Annotated in this window: 18 protein-coding genes; 8 read left to right on the plus strand and 10 right to left on the minus strand. The window is 69.1% G+C overall.

The features are described 5' to 3' along the window. Positions 1 to 109: 109 nt before the first annotated feature. The 5 genes from AB0K73_RS17540 (at position 110) to AB0K73_RS17560 (ending at position 3,210) form a co-directional block, all read left to right on the plus strand. Positions 110 to 988, plus strand: a complete 879-nt coding sequence (locus tag AB0K73_RS17540; protein WP_360516038.1) for an RNA polymerase sigma-70 factor — start codon at positions 110 to 112, stop codon at positions 986 to 988. Next, positions 978 to 1,367, plus strand: a complete 390-nt coding sequence (locus tag AB0K73_RS17545) for a hypothetical protein (protein WP_360516040.1) — start codon at positions 978 to 980, stop codon at positions 1,365 to 1,367. Before AB0K73_RS17540 ends, AB0K73_RS17545 begins: the two co-directional genes overlap by 11 nt. A 96-nt stretch (positions 1,368 to 1,463) precedes the next feature. Beyond that, a complete protein-coding gene (locus tag AB0K73_RS17550) occupies positions 1,464 to 2,222 on the plus strand; it encodes an SDR family oxidoreductase (protein WP_360516043.1) in 759 nt (252 codons plus the stop codon). 89 nt (positions 2,223 to 2,311) lie between these two features. Beyond that, the gene (locus AB0K73_RS17555; protein WP_360516046.1) at positions 2,312 to 2,782 is read left to right on the plus strand and encodes a MarR family transcriptional regulator; all 471 of its coding nucleotides are present in this window, start codon (positions 2,312 to 2,314) and stop codon (positions 2,780 to 2,782) included. Then, on the plus strand, positions 2,779 to 3,210 hold the full coding sequence (locus tag AB0K73_RS17560; protein ID WP_360516049.1) for an SRPBCC family protein: 432 nt from the start codon (positions 2,779 to 2,781) through the stop codon (positions 3,208 to 3,210). The genes AB0K73_RS17555 and AB0K73_RS17560 overlap by 4 nt, the downstream gene beginning before the upstream one ends. Positions 3,211 to 3,223: 13 nt before the next feature. Here the strand turns inward: AB0K73_RS17560 and AB0K73_RS17565 are convergent, their stop codons facing one another. From AB0K73_RS17565 to AB0K73_RS17585, 5 genes are all read right to left on the minus strand, one after another. Then, positions 3,224 to 3,937 carry an ABC transporter ATP-binding protein gene (locus AB0K73_RS17565; RefSeq protein WP_360516052.1) on the minus strand — a complete coding sequence of 238 codons (714 nt, stop codon included), beginning with the start codon at positions 3,935 to 3,937 and terminating at the stop codon, positions 3,224 to 3,226. Further along, positions 3,934 to 5,697 carry a branched-chain amino acid ABC transporter ATP-binding protein/permease gene (locus AB0K73_RS17570; protein WP_360516055.1) on the minus strand — a complete coding sequence of 588 codons (1,764 nt, stop codon included), beginning with the start codon at positions 5,695 to 5,697 and terminating at the stop codon, positions 3,934 to 3,936. Before AB0K73_RS17570 ends, AB0K73_RS17565 begins: the two co-directional genes overlap by 4 nt. A gap of 2 nt (positions 5,698 to 5,699) precedes the next feature. Beyond that, entirely contained in the window at positions 5,700 to 6,575 is an 876-nt protein-coding gene (locus AB0K73_RS17575; RefSeq protein WP_360516057.1) for a branched-chain amino acid ABC transporter permease, read from the minus strand. 89 nt (positions 6,576 to 6,664) lie between these two features. Continuing rightward, positions 6,665 to 7,849, minus strand: a complete 1,185-nt coding sequence (locus AB0K73_RS17580; RefSeq protein ID WP_360516060.1) for an ABC transporter substrate-binding protein — start codon at positions 7,847 to 7,849, stop codon at positions 6,665 to 6,667. A gap of 236 nt (positions 7,850 to 8,085) precedes the next feature. Beyond that, positions 8,086 to 8,424 (minus strand): helix-turn-helix domain-containing protein, encoded by a 339-nt coding sequence (locus AB0K73_RS17585; RefSeq protein WP_360516063.1) that lies wholly within the window; start codon positions 8,422 to 8,424, stop codon positions 8,086 to 8,088. A 93-nt stretch (positions 8,425 to 8,517) separates the two neighbouring features. Between AB0K73_RS17585 and AB0K73_RS17590 the strand changes: the two genes are divergently transcribed. Together AB0K73_RS17590 and AB0K73_RS17595 are read left to right on the plus strand one after the other, a co-directional pair. Beyond that, complete coding sequence (locus tag AB0K73_RS17590; protein ID WP_360516066.1) at positions 8,518 to 9,444, plus strand: NAD(P)-binding domain-containing protein; 927 nt, start codon at positions 8,518 to 8,520, stop codon at positions 9,442 to 9,444. A 100-nt stretch (positions 9,445 to 9,544) separates the two neighbouring features. Then, positions 9,545 to 10,024 carry an SRPBCC domain-containing protein gene (locus AB0K73_RS17595; RefSeq protein ID WP_360516069.1) on the plus strand — a complete coding sequence of 160 codons (480 nt, stop codon included), beginning with the start codon at positions 9,545 to 9,547 and terminating at the stop codon, positions 10,022 to 10,024. Here the strand turns inward: AB0K73_RS17595 and AB0K73_RS17600 are convergent. After that, positions 10,008 to 10,793: a MerR family transcriptional regulator gene (locus AB0K73_RS17600; RefSeq protein ID WP_360516072.1), complete on the minus strand. Its 786-nt coding sequence runs from the start codon at positions 10,791 to 10,793 to the stop codon at positions 10,008 to 10,010. The genes AB0K73_RS17595 and AB0K73_RS17600 overlap by 17 nt on opposite strands. 41 nt (positions 10,794 to 10,834) lie before the next feature. Between AB0K73_RS17600 and AB0K73_RS17605 the strand changes: the two genes are divergently transcribed. After that, complete coding sequence (locus AB0K73_RS17605) at positions 10,835 to 11,311, plus strand: DUF6194 family protein (protein ID WP_360516075.1); 477 nt, start codon at positions 10,835 to 10,837, stop codon at positions 11,309 to 11,311. 15 nt (positions 11,312 to 11,326) lie between these two features. Here the strand turns inward: AB0K73_RS17605 and AB0K73_RS17610 are convergent, their stop codons facing one another. The 4 genes from AB0K73_RS17610 to AB0K73_RS17625 form a co-directional block, all read right to left on the minus strand. After that, the gene (locus AB0K73_RS17610; RefSeq protein WP_360516078.1) at positions 11,327 to 11,584 is read right to left on the minus strand and encodes a zinc-ribbon domain-containing protein; all 258 of its coding nucleotides are present in this window, start codon (positions 11,582 to 11,584) and stop codon (positions 11,327 to 11,329) included. Positions 11,585 to 11,671: 87 nt separating this feature from the next. Continuing rightward, positions 11,672 to 12,067, minus strand: coding sequence for a nuclear transport factor 2 family protein (locus tag AB0K73_RS17615; protein WP_360516081.1), 396 nt, complete (start codon positions 12,065 to 12,067; stop codon positions 11,672 to 11,674). A gap of 56 nt (positions 12,068 to 12,123) precedes the next feature. Further along, entirely contained in the window at positions 12,124 to 12,816 is a 693-nt protein-coding gene (locus AB0K73_RS17620) for a response regulator transcription factor (protein ID WP_360516084.1), read from the minus strand. Continuing rightward, the gene (locus AB0K73_RS17625; protein ID WP_360516087.1) at positions 12,809 to 14,902 is read right to left on the minus strand and encodes a histidine kinase; all 2,094 of its coding nucleotides are present in this window, start codon (positions 14,900 to 14,902) and stop codon (positions 12,809 to 12,811) included. The genes AB0K73_RS17620 and AB0K73_RS17625 overlap by 8 nt, the downstream gene beginning before the upstream one ends. Positions 14,903 to 14,909: the final 7 nt, after the last annotated feature.

Consider the following 14,909-nt stretch of genomic DNA (forward strand, 5'->3'; position numbering starts at 1 on the left):
CGTGCCATCCGGAACGAGTCGGCGGGTGCGGTCACATCCGTGCGATCCATCCGGTCTCAGTTGCAGGGGACGAATTCGGCCCCGTCCGCCGACTGATTGGGATCACCGCATGGATGCCGACCTCGACGAGGCCCTCGCCGCCTTCTCCGCCGTGCGTCCGCGGCTGTTCGGCATCGCGTACCGCATGCTCGGCAGCGCTTCGGAAGCCGAGGACATCGTGCAGGAGGCCTGGCTGCGCTGGCAGGGCGCCAATCGGTCGGCGGTCGAGAACCCGCCGGCATTCCTCGCCACGACCACGACCCGCCTCGCGATCAACGCCCTGCAGTCGGCGCGTGCCCGCCGCGAGACGTACGTCGGCCCATGGCTACCCGAACCCGTCGACACGAGCAACGACCCCACGCTCGGCGCCGAGCGCGCCGAAGCCCTCGGATTCGCCGTACTGGTCATGCTCGAGCGACTCACGCCGACCGAGCGTGCCGCCTACGTGCTGCATGAGGCGTTCGCGTACCCGTACTCGCTGATCAGCGAGATCGTGCAGGTCTCGGAGGCCGCCGCGCGCCAGCTCGTCAGCCGCGCGCGCAAGCACCTCGCCGGCGAGCGTCGGCGCGAGGTGTCGCAGGAGGAGCAACGGCGCCTGCTCACGGCCTTCGTGAGTGCCGCGCAGACGGGCGACCTCGACGAGCTCGAGCGCCTGTTCGCGGAGGACGTCGTATCGTACTCCGACGGCGGCGGCTTCGTGCGCGCGTCGAAGTTCCCGGTGCGCAGCCGCGAGATCGTGGCGAAGTACGTGCGGTCGTTCCACACCCACTTCTGGACCGGCGTGGAGGTCACCGAGGCCGTCACGAACGGCCAGCCTTCGGTGCTCCTCTCGAAAGACGGCACGACCTTTGCGGTGCTCACCGTGGTCACGTCGCCCGGGCGCATCGACCAGGTGCTCTGGATGATGAACCCCCACAAGCTCGGCGCCGTGACGCACCGTGCCGCGTGACGACTTCGCCGCCCGCCTCCTCCTCGCGCTCGAACTGCGCGACGAGCGTGCGCTGGCGAGCCTCCTGAATCCCGATGTCGCGATGGTCGCCGACACGGGCGACCCGACGGGCGCTGAGCTGCGCGGTCGGGCGCGCGTCGCGCGTGCTCTGCTCGGGCTGCGGATGCCGCATCCTGATGCCTCGCTCGAGATCGTGCACGTGAACGGTGGGCCCGGGCTGGCCGTGCGCGGGCACGATGGGATCGTGGTCGGCGTGCTCGTGATCGACGTGGATCCGAGCCGCGAGCCGGACGGCGGCAACTCGATCGACCGGCTCTGGCTGACCGCCGCACCCGGCAAGCTCGCGCACTGGAACCGGCGCCGGCCGACCGTGGAGTGAGGCGGGTCGCGGCATCCGTCACACCTGGCCCCGGCCCCCGGTCAGAGCTTGTGACGGCAGCGGAACGGCCGCAGCCCACACGGAAGGCACCTGATCATGAAGATCGTCGTCATCGGAGGCACCGGCCTCATCGGATCCAGGGTCGTGACGGAGCTCGCCGAGCACGGACACGAGGCGGTCGCCGCGTCGCCGAACTCGGGCGTGAACACGCTGACCGGCGAGGGCGTCGCCGAGGCGCTCGCGGGCGCCGACGTGGTCGTCGACGTGTCGAACTCGCCGTCGTTCGCCGACGACGACGTCCTCGCGTTCTTCACGACCTCGACGCAGAACCTGCTCGCGGCCGAGCGAGCGGCGGGCGTGAAGCACCACGTCGCGCTCTCGGTCGTCGGCAGCGACGGTCTGCCCGACAGCGGCTACCTGCGCGCGAAGGTCGCACAGGAACGTCTCGTCGCCGATTCGGGTCAGCCGTACACGATCGTGCGCGCGACCCAGTTCTTCGAATTCGCGCTGCGCATCGCCGACGAGGCCACGGTCGACGGCACGGCACGCGTGTCGACCGGGCTCATGCAGCCGATCGCGGCAACGGATGTCTCGGCGGCCGTCGCCCGCGTCGCGCAGGGCGAACCGGCGAACGGGATCGTCGAGATCGGCGGACCCGAGCGGCTCTCCATGGCCGAGTTCATCAGCCGCGGCCTCGCGGCCAAGGGTGACACCCGTTCGGTCGTCGCCGATCGCGAGGCGCCGTACTTCGGCACGACGCTCAGCGGCGACGAGCTGACGCCCGGGCCCGACGCGCAGCTGTCGACGACCACGTTCGCGGACTGGCTGGCCGCGCAGTCGGCGCCGATGAAGTAGCCCGGCGCACGCCGCGGCCGGAAAGCGCTTGATTTCTTATATATGTGTCGTGTAATCTCGGGACACGTCATAGATTGGATAGCAACACGATGCGTCACGCTGAAGAGCTCCGATACCTCATCCTGGCCATCCAGCGCGACGGCAATCGCCTGCTTGCGAACGAGCTGCGTCCCCTCGACCTGACCCCGTCGCAGGCCGAGGTCATCCGGGTCCTGGCCGATCGACAGCCGCTGACGCTCGTCGGCCTCGGTGAGCTGCTCGTCTGCGAGACCGGCACGAATCCGAGCCGGCTGGTCGACCGCCTGGTCGGGGCCGGGCTCGTCAGCAGGGAGCCGGACCCGCACGATCGTCGTCACGTCGCCCTGACACTGACGGATCGCGGCACGGCTGCGGCGGCCCGCATCGCCGAGGCCGAGTCCCGGTTGTACGAGACCATCGACGACCTCACCGATGGCACGCCCGTGCCCGAGACGCTGGCCACGCTCCGGGCGCTCGCGAGCCGCTTTCCTGCCGGTCAGGCCCTTGCCCGCCGCACCGAGCTGTCAGGAGACCGCCCATGAAGTTCACCAACGTCGTGACCATCGACCGTCCGCAGGCCGAGGTCTTCGCTTACCTGGCACGCTTCGAGAACATTCCCCGCTGGAACTACGCGATCAGCGAGACGCGCAAGGTCACGAGCGGACCTGTCGGCGTCGGCACTCGATACCGACAACGTCGATCCCTTCCCACCCCGAGCGAGGAGGAGTTCGCGGTGGTCGAGTTCGAGCGCGACCGACGACTCTCGATCGATGGCGACCTCGCGATGCTCCATGGACGCGCGAGTTACGACCTCGACTCCGCGGGCGCCGCGACCACGCTCACGAACACCATGGACCTGCGCGCATCCGGTCCGTTGAACCTCGTGGCGCAACTGGCGACCCACCGTGTGCAGGCGGCGGTGGCCGCCAACCTCAGCACGCTGAAGCAACTCCTCGAACGTGGTGAGTGAATGAGCGGTGCCCTCAGCTCAGCCCGAGGTACGCCTCGATCACCCGCTCGTCGGAGAGGAGATCCTGCGCGGGCCCTGAGTGGGTGATCTCACCGGTCTCGAGCACATAGCCGACGTCGGCCGCCGCCAGCGCTCGCCGGGCGTTCTGCTCGACGAGCACGACGGTGGTACCGGTGGCACGGATCTCGGCGATGACGGTGAACACCTCGTCGACGATCTTCGGAGCGAGCCCCATCGACGGCTCATCCAGCAGCAGCACCTCGGGCTTGGCCACGAGCGCCCGGGCGATCGCGAGCATCTGCTGCTCACCGCCGGAGAGGGCGCCGGCCTGCAGCTTTCGGCGCTCGTGGAGGATCGGGAACCGTTCGTAGACCTCGGCGATGCTGCCGGCCATCGTTCGGCTGCGATGCCACCCGCCCAGGCTGAGGTTCTCGTCGACGGTCAGCGTGCCGAGGATCTCGCGACCCTCGGGCACCTGCACGAGGCCGGACTTGACGAGGTCATGCGCCGGCCTGCGGGTGATCTCCTTGCCGTTGAACCGTACGGTGCCGCTCCTCGGGCGCACGAGCCCCGCGATGGCATTGAGGATCGACGTCTTGCCGGCGCCGTTCGCGCCGATCAGGGCGACGATGGCGCCGGGTTCGACCGCGAACGAGACATCTCGAACCGCATCGACCCGCCCGTAGCTCACGTGCAGGCCTTCGACACTGAGGATCGGCTCGCTCATCGTGCGCCCTCCGCTCCGGCCGCGTCGCCGTCGGCATCCTTGACCGATTCGGCCGCCACCTCCGCGAGTTCCTCCGCAGCGGCCTCGGCCGCAGCATCGTCGTTCGCGCCGAGGTAGGCCTCGAGCACCTTCGGGTCCCGTGCGACCTCGTCGGGTGTGCCTGCCGCGATGACCTCGCCGAAGTTGAGCACCGTGATGCGATCGCACAGGGCGAGCATCATCCGCACGTTGTGCTCGATGATGAGCACCGCGACGCCGTCGGCCGCCAGCGAACGGATGAGCTCCGACAACCGGTCGGCCTCGACGTGGTTCATGCCCGCGGCCGGCTCGTCGAGCACGAGCAACGTGGGGTGCGAGGCGAGCGCGCGAGCGATCTCCAACCGGCGCTGGTCGCCGTACGAGAGGTCGCCGGCCGCAATGGTCGCCTTGTCTCCCAGGCCCACTCGAATCAACTGAGCGGATGCCACGGCCGCCGCCTGCCGCTCGAACCGGCGAGCGGAAGGAAGGAACACCAGTCGCCTGAGCAGGGTGTCCCGACTGACGCGGTACCCGCCGACGAGCACGTTGTCGAGTGCCGAGAGACGGTTGAAGAGCTTGATCTGCTGGAAGGTGCGCGCGATTCCCGCCCGCGCGAGCCGGTGCGCACGGGTCTTGGCGGTGAGGTCGATGCCCAGCACCGTTCCCGTCCCGCTCGTCGGTGCGGTCACGCCGGTGACCATGTTGACGAGCGTCGTCTTCCCAGCCCCGTTGGGTCCGATCAGGCCGAGGATCTGACCGGTGGCGAGCGTCAGGTCGACATCGCGCACGGCCCGCACGCCGCCGTACGACTTGCCGAGCGCCCGGAGCGCCATGACCTCCGTGCCGCGCGTGGGAAGGGGCTCGAGTTGCGGAAGCGCCTCGGGGTCGCTCACCAGCCGGGTAGACGATTTCCGGCGTGGGATGAGTCCGGCGAGCCCGCCCGGGAGGAACAGGATCACGACGAGCAGCAGGAGTCCCGAGATGGCGGGCCGGATCCAGCTGGCGTCGATCCCGAGGGCGCGCTGGACCTCGGGAAGCGCGGAGAGGAAGACCGAACCGAGCACGGGCCCGACGAAGAACGTCGTGCCGCCCACGACGGCGGTGACCAGCCCGTCGACAGCAGTCTCGAACGAGAAGCGGTTCGGGTCGGCGAACCTCGTGAAGTGCACGAAGAGCACGCCGTAGAGTCCGGCCACCGCGCCCGCGATGACGAACGAGGCCATGCGATAGCGCGGAACGTTGATGCCCATCGTGGTCGCCGCGAGCTCGTCTTCACGGATCGCGGCGAACGCCCGGCCCATGCGGGAGCCCGACAGTCGCCAGAACCAGAACGCCACCAGCGCGAGCGCGATCCACGCCGTCTCGATGCCGACGAGCTTCGGGAAGCTCAGTCCCTGTGCTCCGTTCGTCCACGACTGGTTGATGAGGAAGATCCGCACCATCTCACCGAATGCGAGCGTGGCGATGGCGAGGAACACCCCACGGAGACGCATGACGGGCAGACCGAGCACGAATGCCGCGATGCCACCGACCGCCATGCCGAACACGACACCGATCATGAGCGGGGGGATGAACCCGAACAGTGGCTCGCTGGGGACGACGAGCGCTGCGGTGAACGCGGCGAGCGATGCGAGCCCCACCTGCGCGAGGCTCAACTGGCCGGCGATGAGCACCGCGTAGAAGCTGAACGCGAGGATCGCCGTCAGCGCGATGAAGGTGAGCAGTGACGAGTATTCGAACATGCCTAGACCTCACGCACCTTGCGAGCGCCGAAGATGCCTTGCGGCCGGATGATGAGCACGAGGAACAGGAGGCCGAACGCGACCATGTCGCGCCACGAACTGCCCACGGTATTGACCGCGTAGACCTCAGCAAGGCCAAGGATGAGCCCGCCGATAAGGGCACCCGGCAGCGAACCGAGCCCACCGAGGATGATCACGGCGAGCGCCTTGAGCTCGACCGCGTGCCCGATCCCGAGGTTGGCGGCGTTCACGTTGAGCGTGAAGAGCACACCCGCCACCGCACCGAGCGCGGACGAGATGGCGAACGTCATACTGCTGATGCGCCCCACGTTCAGCCCGAGCACCGCGGCCGCATGCGGGTTCTCGGCGATCGTGCGCATGCCGCGTCCGAGCTTGGACTTCGCGACGACCCACGTCAGCACGACCATGAGTGTCACGCTGATCACGAGGATCATGAGCTGCAGCAGCGAGAAGGTGGCACCCAGGAACTCCAGCCGAGTGGAGGGGAAGGCCTCGGCCGGGAAGCGTCGCGTGTCGGCCCCGTAGAGGGCCTGCAGCACCGAGAGAATGATGGCCCCCAGGGCGATCGACGAGATCAGCCCGGCGAAATGCGCGTCATGTCGCCCGGCGAGCGGCCGGAATGCGATCCGCTCGATGAGCACGCCGAGCAGCGCTCCGAGCGCGAAGACGATCGGGATGGCCACCCAGATCGAGAGCCCGAATCGGGTGACCACCTCGATCCCCACGAGTGCGCCGGCGGAGAACACGGCGGCATGGGCGAGGTTGAGTCGATCGAGGATGCCGAAGACGAGGGTGAACCCGATGGCGAACAGCGCGTAGATCGAGCCGAGGAAGATCCCATCGACGAAAAGCTGCATGATGTCGTCCCTAAGTCGAGCCGTGCGCCGCCGAACCAGTCGACGACGCACGGCTCACGCTAACGTGTGCGTGCCTCGGTGACGAAGCGTCAGTCGAGAATCGCGAACTTGTCGCCCTCGACGACCTGCACGAGCGCCTCGTGCTCGGCGTCGCGGTTCTCGTTGATCGAGACCTCGCCGAGGACCGTGGGCACGTCGGTGATCTCACCGAGTCCGGCCTTGATGTCCTCGCGTTCGCCCGAGCAGTTCGCACGAACGGCCTCGTCGATGATCTGCATGCCCGCGTACGCCTGCGCCGCGAACTGGTCGGGTGCCACGTCGAACCGCTCGGTGTACGCCTCGATGAACGCGACGTTCTGCTCGTTCTCGGAAGCGGAGTTCCACGCCGCGCCGACGATCACGCCTTCTGCCGCCTCTCCGGCGCCCTTGATGAGCGCGGGCGAGTTGAACCCGTTGCCGCCGATGATCGGTGCATCGATGCCGATCTCACGCGCCTGGGTGACGAGCGGCACGGCCGCCTCGACGAGTGCCGACACCACGAGGGCATCGGGACTGGACTGCTTGGCCTTGTCGAGGAGGGCTCGGAAGTCCGTGTCGGTCTTGGAGAAGGTCAGCGTCTCGGTGACCTCGACGCCCTCCTCCTCGAGCGCGGCGGCGAACGCCTGGTATCCCGACTCGGTGAACGCGTCGTCGTTGCTGTACATCACGACGACCTTCTCGAGGTCGAACTTCTCGACGGCGGCAGCCACCGTCTGCGGAATCACCGCGTCCTCGGTGAGCGAGTCACGGAAGATGTAGTCGCCGATCTCGGTGATGCCGGCGGCGGTGTTGGACACACCGAGCACCGGAACCGAGGCCTCCTGTGCGACCGGGTTGGTCTGCTTGGCGGTGTTCGAGAGCGTCGGGCCGACGATGATGCTCGCGCCGTCGCTGATGAACCCGTCGAACACCTGGATCGCCTGCTGCGGGTCGGTCGCATCGTCTTCGACGGTCAGCGAATAGGTCACTCCGCCGACCTCGTTGAGGTCGTCGACCGCCATCTCGAGGGCGTTCTTCTGGCTGCTGCCGTACTGCGCGGCGGCGCCGGTGAGGCTGAATGCCGCGCCGATGGGAATCTCGGACTCGATGCTGCATTCGGCGCCGCTGCCGGAGCCGACGAGACCGCCCGCCTCCGCTTCGCCCGAGGGCGCCGGGGCGGTCGTGGAACATGCCGCGAGTGCGAGCAGGAGGAGTGAGCCGCCCGCGACGGCGGACAGGTGCTTTGCGCTCATCATTGAGGACCTCTCTCAGGGGGATTCGTAGGGTGGCGCCATCCTATGTTGACCGCGAGGCGACCATCTGCTCGCGACGACGGCCGCTCGAAATCGTTATCGATTCGCATCGATGCATGGACGAAGTCGGGACGAACGACGTCGACGCGCGGGACAGTGGGGGACGCTCGGCACAACCCATGGAGGCGTTCTCGAGACAGCGGTCGATTTCGTGACGGGTCGACGAGAGGCGTGAAGGTTCAGCCCTGGGCGCGGGTCGCGGCGATGCGCTCCCGGTTCACGTCGCCCCACGCGGCGAGCGCGTCGAGGGCGGTGTTGAGCTCCCGCCCGGAGCGCGTGAGCGAGTACTCGACGCGGGGCGGCACCTCGGCGTGCACCACGCGATGTACGATTCCGTCGCGCTCCAACTCACGCAGCTGCTGCACGAGCACCTTGTCGGTGATCCCCGGCAGCTCGCGGCGGATCTCCCCGGTCCTGCGCGTGCCCGGCTCGAGCGCCCACAGGATGAGCGCCTTCCACTTGCCGCCGACGACGTCGATGGCGGCATCCACTCCGCACAGGTAATCAGGCGCTGGCATCCGGATGTCCCTTCGTCATGCTTTCCAATTGGTAAGTATGTCGGAAATTAGTGGGTACTTGCCAGTAGAACGAGTTCACCCGAGAGTGACGGTATGACGCTCTCGGAATCGACCGACCAGACCAGCACCGCAACCTCCGCCTCCTCGACCACCCGCCCGACCGTGGCGCTCCTCGGCCTGGGCCCCATGGGGCTGACCCTGGCCCGAACGCTCGCTTTCTCGGGCCTCGACGTGCGGGTATGGAGTCGCACACCCGGCCGCGCCGACGACGTCGAGGGAATCGACGAGGTGCGCTCCGTCGCTGCCGCGGTCGATGGCGCCGACCTCGTGGTTGCGAGCCTCCGCGACCACGACGCGTTCCGGATCGCCTTCGAGCCGGTCGAGGCATCCGCCCTCACCGGAACCATCGTCGTCAACACGTCGTCGGCGACGCCCGCCGAGGCTCGGCGCACGGCGGAGTGGGCGGCGGCGCGGGACATCCGCTACCTCTCGTCGGCCGTGATGGTGCCGACGCCGGTGATCGGCACCGAGCAGTCGCTACTGCTGTTCAGCGGCGGTGGCGACGACTTCGATGCGGTGGCACCTGCGCTCGCCGCACTCGGACGCCTCGAGTACCTCGGCGACGACCACGGCGCGGCATCGCTGCTCGACGTGAGCATGCTCGAGGTGTTCTTCGCGGGCATGACGTCGTTCCTGCACGCCGCGGCGATGCTGACGGCCAATGGCCGCACGGCGGCCGAGTTCGTGCCGTGGGCCACGTCGATGCTCGAGGCGCTCGGCGGAACGTTCGTCGGGCTCGCCCGGGACGTCGACGCGGAACGATACCCCGGCGACGAGGACCGGCTGAGCATGGACCTCGCGGCGCTGCAGCACATCGTCGACGCGAGCGACGAGATCGGGCTCGACGGCGGCGTGGCTCGTGCCATGCGCGATCTCGCCGCCCGCTGGGTGGCCGCGGGTTTCGGCGACGACTCGTTCTCGCGGGTGATCGAGTCGGTTCGCACACCGCCGGTCGGTTGACGTGACCGACGCCGCTCCCTTCCATTCCCGGGCGAGGAGGTCATCCGCTGGATATGACGACGCGACCGGTACCTTCCTGCGGTTCACTACTCTGGGCAGCATGCCAACGCCACTCAGCGGATCCTTCACCCAGTCGGCGCGTCTGGACGTGCCGCCGTCGCAGGTGTTCGCCGCCTTCGCGGAACCGGAACTGCGGCGCAAGTGGTTCCGTCAACCGGGAGACCGTTCCCGGCAGAGCTACCGGCTCGACTTCCGGGAGGGCGGCAGCGAGGTCGCGACCGCGGTATTCGCGCCGGCCGACACCGACGAGCACATCGAATACGACTCGCATTTCTGGAGCATCGTGCCCGATGAGCGGATCGTGCTGAGCTACGCCCTTCGACTCGACGGAGTGATGCGCTGGGCGGCGTTGCGAACCATCGTGCTCACGCCCGACGGCAACGGAACGAAGCTCGAGTGGACGGAGCAGTACACGTTCTTCGAGTTGACCGAACAGCCCGAGCACGACGTCGCCCACCTCGCGGGCAGCGCCCGGCTGCAGTTGAACGGGCTCGCGGCGGTGCTCAGCGCGCAGACGTGACCGCGGGCGGAACACTTCGCAGCACCTGCGCCAGGTCGGCGCCCGCCTCGAGCAGCGCCACCGTGCGCAGGGCGAGGGCGTCGAGCCGCTGCTGGAGAACGTGGCCGGTCGTGTCGCGGGCGTCGACGTCGTGGAGGGCCGCGACGATCTCGCGAACGGCCGGGATCCGATATCCGGCCCCGCGGAGGGCCGCGACGATTCGGAGGGTTCGGATGCCCGACGGGTCGTAGACGCGGATCTGCAACGAGGTCACTCGCCGCGGCGCGACCAGGCCCTCGCGCTCCCAGAAGCGGAGGGTCGAGGAGCGTACGCCGAGCGCGCGCGACAGCTCGGTGATGGTCATCGCGGCATCGGATGCAACGGAGTGGGCCTCGGTGTTGGGGTCGGCGGGGTCGGCTGGGTCGGCTGCGTCGGCCCGAATCGTCCGCAAGGCCTCCTGCGCCTGCAGGAGCCGCGCACGCTCGGTGGCGAGCCGCACGTGCACCGCCCCGAGCTCCGCGGCCGCCTCCTCGAGCCGCATGCGCCAGATGCGGGCGAGCAGGCGCCGCGCCTCGACGGGGCCGACCGCGGCGGCGAGTCCTCGATACGCGGCGAGCGCGCGCACGTGAAGCGGTGCGTACGCGCGGTATCCGTTCCGTCCTCGCGCCGCCGGGGGGATCACTCCGAGCCGCTCGAGGTCGCGCACCTGCTGCACCGAGTAGCCCGATGCGCTGGAGACCTGCGCGGTGCGCAGCATCCGGTTCCCTGCGAGTGCGACCGCCGGTTCCATGTTCCAACCCCACAGAAGGACTTCAAGGTGACGCTTGAAGTATGAGTATGGAGCAGATTCTCTCGATCGTGAAGGACTTCGACGGTGTCCTCGTCCTGGCGCCGCAACCCGGGAGCGACGTCCCCGAGGTGGCGTGGGGCGACGCGTTCTTCTACTACGCACCCGACGGCCAGGTACCGCAGAACATCCAGCCGTACGGAACCATCGTCACGAAGGACTACCCCGACGACACCGCCTCGCGGCTGGGCCCGGCCGGGGCCGAACCGGACCGCTGGCGCGTGAACATCCACGTCGGCCGGCGGGCGTTCGAGCGACTCACGGGCGAGGCACCGAGCGAGCTCACCCGCACTCGTGACTTCGCTGCCGTCGACGAGATCATCCCGCATCCCGTCTACGGACCACTCGGCTGGGTCGCGGTCGTGAACCCCGGTGAGCGCACGATGGGCACGGTCATCGAGCTGTTGCGCGAGGGGCATGAGGCCGCCCGCATCCGGTACGAACGCCGCCGCGAGCCGTGAGAGTCGCCCAGTCGCTCAGCTGACCTGGCGATTCCGGGCCGCCCACTCGACGCCGTGCGTCGCCTGCTCCCGCGTCAGCGTCGTGGTGCCGCCGCAGTTCGAGCAGATGACGAAGTACTGCCGGGAAACCGTGAACAGCGGGATGAAGAACAGCGAGAACCTGCTGGCGCTCTCGAGCACCCGCTGGGGTGCGTGGGTGCCGCAGTACTCGCAGACGAAGGACACGTTCGCGAGCACCCGCTCGCGCGGGGTGACGCCGAAGATCAGGAACATCCGGCGATCGTACGCGCTGCATCGTGCGCCGTCATGGGGCTTGACCCGGCTCCGTTTCGAGCCGACCGCGCCTGGAAGTCGGGCAGTTCAGCTGGGCAGTTCGACCGTGTAGGAGACGATCTCGGTGATGCGTTCCTCGTCGAAGTCGTACACGTCGCACGACGCGACGATCGAGACCTCGCCGTCGCTGCCGGTGTACCGGGCGAGGCTGTCGACCACCACGCTCTCGTCACCCACGACCGTGCGGAAACGCTGGAACTCGGTCGTCACTCCGGCGAGGTCGGCGGCGGTGCGCTCGCAGGCCTTCTTCACCGCCTTCCGCCCGATCAGCGGCTTGTCGCCGACCAGCGTCCAGACCACGTCGTCGGCGAGGTGCGTCAATGCCTGGTCGAAACGGTGGCTCGAGAACGCGCGCGCGATCTTCTCGATCTGGGTCGTGGCGACGTGGTTCTCGGTCGTCTCGGTCTCGGTCGTGAGGTCCATTGGCCTGCCCCCTCGCGCGGCATCCCGCGCCGTTGCGGATGATCGATGCGATCAGCCTACGACGCAGGCGTGGCGCCGTCACTCTGCAGAAATGCGAGCACCGCGGCAACCCGCCGATGCACGCCGGATTCGGGCAGGCGCAGCTTGGTGAAGATCGCGTTGACGTGTTTCTCGACAGTCGAGGTCGAAAGGAACAGCGCTCGCTCGATCCCCGCGTTGGTCTTGCCCGCGGCCATCTGGCGCAGCACCTCGAGCTCGCGCGGCGACAACGTGGCGAGGGGGCTGGCCGCCCCCGACGCGCTGCGACGGCGCACGAGCGTGTCCACGATCTGGGGGTCGATCACCGAGCCGCCGGACCGCACCTCGCGGAGCGCGTGCACGAGGTCTTCGAGGTCGCCGATCCGGTCCTTGAGGAGATACCCGAGGCCGGCCGATCCGTCGGCGAAGAGCGCGAGGGCGTAGCTCTCGTCGGCATGCTGCGAGAGCACCACGACCCCGGTCTCGGGATGCTCCGTGCGGATCGCCCGGGCCGCGTGGATGCCCTCCATGTGGTGGCCCGGCGGCATCCGGATGTCGGTGAGGACCGCGTGCGGTGACAGGCGGCGCACGGCGTCGAGCAGCTCGGTCGCGTTGCCCGTGCCCGCGACCACCTCGACCTCGCCGGAGTCCTCGAGGAGGCGGCGCACGCCTTCGCGCACGAGGTAGTTGTCCTCGGCGATCACGACGCGCAGCATCTCGGGCTCAGCCAACGGGTGCTCCCATCTGCGACGCCTCCGTCGATGGCGCGGCGCCGCCCACCGGCAATTCCACGAGCACCGTCGTCCCGGTGCCGGACGGCCCATCCGACGTGACCCGCACACTTCCGCGGAGCGCCGCGACCCGGTCGCGGATGTTCGCCAGACCGCCGTGCGAGACCGACGCTGCCGCGACGTCGCCCAGCCCGCATCCGTCATCGCTGATCGCGATCCGCAGGCGTCCGTTGCGGCGCGCCAGCGCGACCGACGCATGCGTCGCGTGCGCGTGCTTCGCGGTGTTCGCGAGCGCCTCGCGCACCACGTAGTACGCGGTCGTCTCCACCTCCCCGGGGTATCGCTCGGCTCGCACCGCATCATCCGCCTCGACCGCCAATGAGATGGGGAACCGAGCGACCCCCGACTCGACCGCGGCGACGAGCCCGTTGTCGCTGAGCACCGGCGGGTGGATGCCGCGCGCGAGCTCGCGCAGGTCGGTCAGCGTCTCGCGGGCCTGGTCCTGCAGCTCGGCAAGCTCCTCGGGCGCCAGCTCGCCCCGCTCGAGCCGGTTCCTGGCCAGCCGCAGCCCCGCGATCTGGGCGACGACATTCTGCTGCACCCCGTCGTGCAGATCGCGCTCGAGGCGACGGCGTTCGTCGTCCTGAGCGGCGACGAGCCGCTCGCGTGAGGCGGTCAGCTCGTCGAGCTGTTCGGCGAGCTGCGCGGTGAGCCGAACGTTGGCGACGGATGCCGCGGCCTGGCCGGCGACCGTGCGCACGAGCGTCCGCGCAGCGTCGCTGTATTCGCCACGCCGCCGCGGGCCGACGTCGATGCGACCGAGCGTCTCGTCGGCGTGCACGAGGTCGACGGACTCCGCGGGCTCGCCGGCCACGTCGCCGACGACGCCCGCTGGCGACTCGGCGAGCGAGCCGTCCGTCGCGACCAGCCGGATCCGCACCCACGACGCGTCGAGACCGTCGCGCACCGCCTCGGCCAGGCGGGTGAGCAGGTCCCGTGGCTCGCCGGCCTGCTCGAGGCGCGCGCCGAGCTCGCTGAGCATGCCGAACTGCCGGTCGCGATCGCCGAACAGCGCACGGTGGAGCCGTCGCTGCAGCCAGCCGCGGACGGGGAGCAGCACGACGGCGAGCAGGGTGGTGAGCAGGATCGCGGGAACGGCCTCGAGCGGCGGCACGAGCAGCACGGCAGGGGTCGCCACGCCGGCCGCGTAGATCACGGTGATGAGCAGCGTCGACGAGCGTTCGACGCGCGCGCCGCGATCTCCGGGCCCGATGTCGAACGCGCCGTGCCGGAGGATGCCGTGGATCGCCGCGATCGGAATCGCGATCATCGCCGCGTAGACCAGGAGCTCGATGCCCGGGGTGTTCGGCAGGAACGTCCACAGCGCGAACGCCACCATCGCCCCGGCAACGGTCACGGCCATGACGTGCGTGCGCGCCCGCACGTCGGGGGAGCCGAAGATCGCCCGGGAGGCGAGCACGGAGAGCCCGAGCGCGACGGCCGCCCATGCCTGCAGGACGAGGTACTCGACCGCTGGGCCAGCCCATTCGAGCCACGGCACGGCGAACGGGTTCGGGATGCCCTCGCCGCTGATCCCGATGAACGGCGACATCACCACATGCGGCGTGGTGAGCAGCGTGAGCGGGCCCACGAGGACCGGAGTCCAGAGGAAGATCACGGCGATCCGCTGCCACCTGCGCTCCGGCACGCCGTCGGGGAAGGTCGCGAAGACGATCAGCAGCGTCGACGTCGCCACCGCATCCGCCGTCAGGCCGATCGTGTTGAAGAGCGGGAACCAGGCCTCCGCGACGATGTCGAGATGCTGATGCACGAAGGTCTCGTACGCCGAGCCGACGAGCATCGCGGTGGACCCCAGCCCGATGAGCAGGGCGGTTCGTGAGGCCGACACCGTGAGCAGCCACATTCCGAACACGAACAGCGGCAGCGCGCCGAGCAGCGGCCAAGCGAGACCGTGGTCATCATCGGCCTCAATGAAGCCCCGTACGACGACGATGTACACGAGAGACGCGACCCCGATCGAGCCGAACGTCGCCAGGCATACCCACCTGCGATCCACAGTCTCCATCGTCCTC

The organism is Agromyces sp. NPDC052230 (assembly GCF_040679595.1).
Lineage (GTDB): Bacteria > Actinomycetota > Actinomycetes > Actinomycetales > Microbacteriaceae > Agromyces.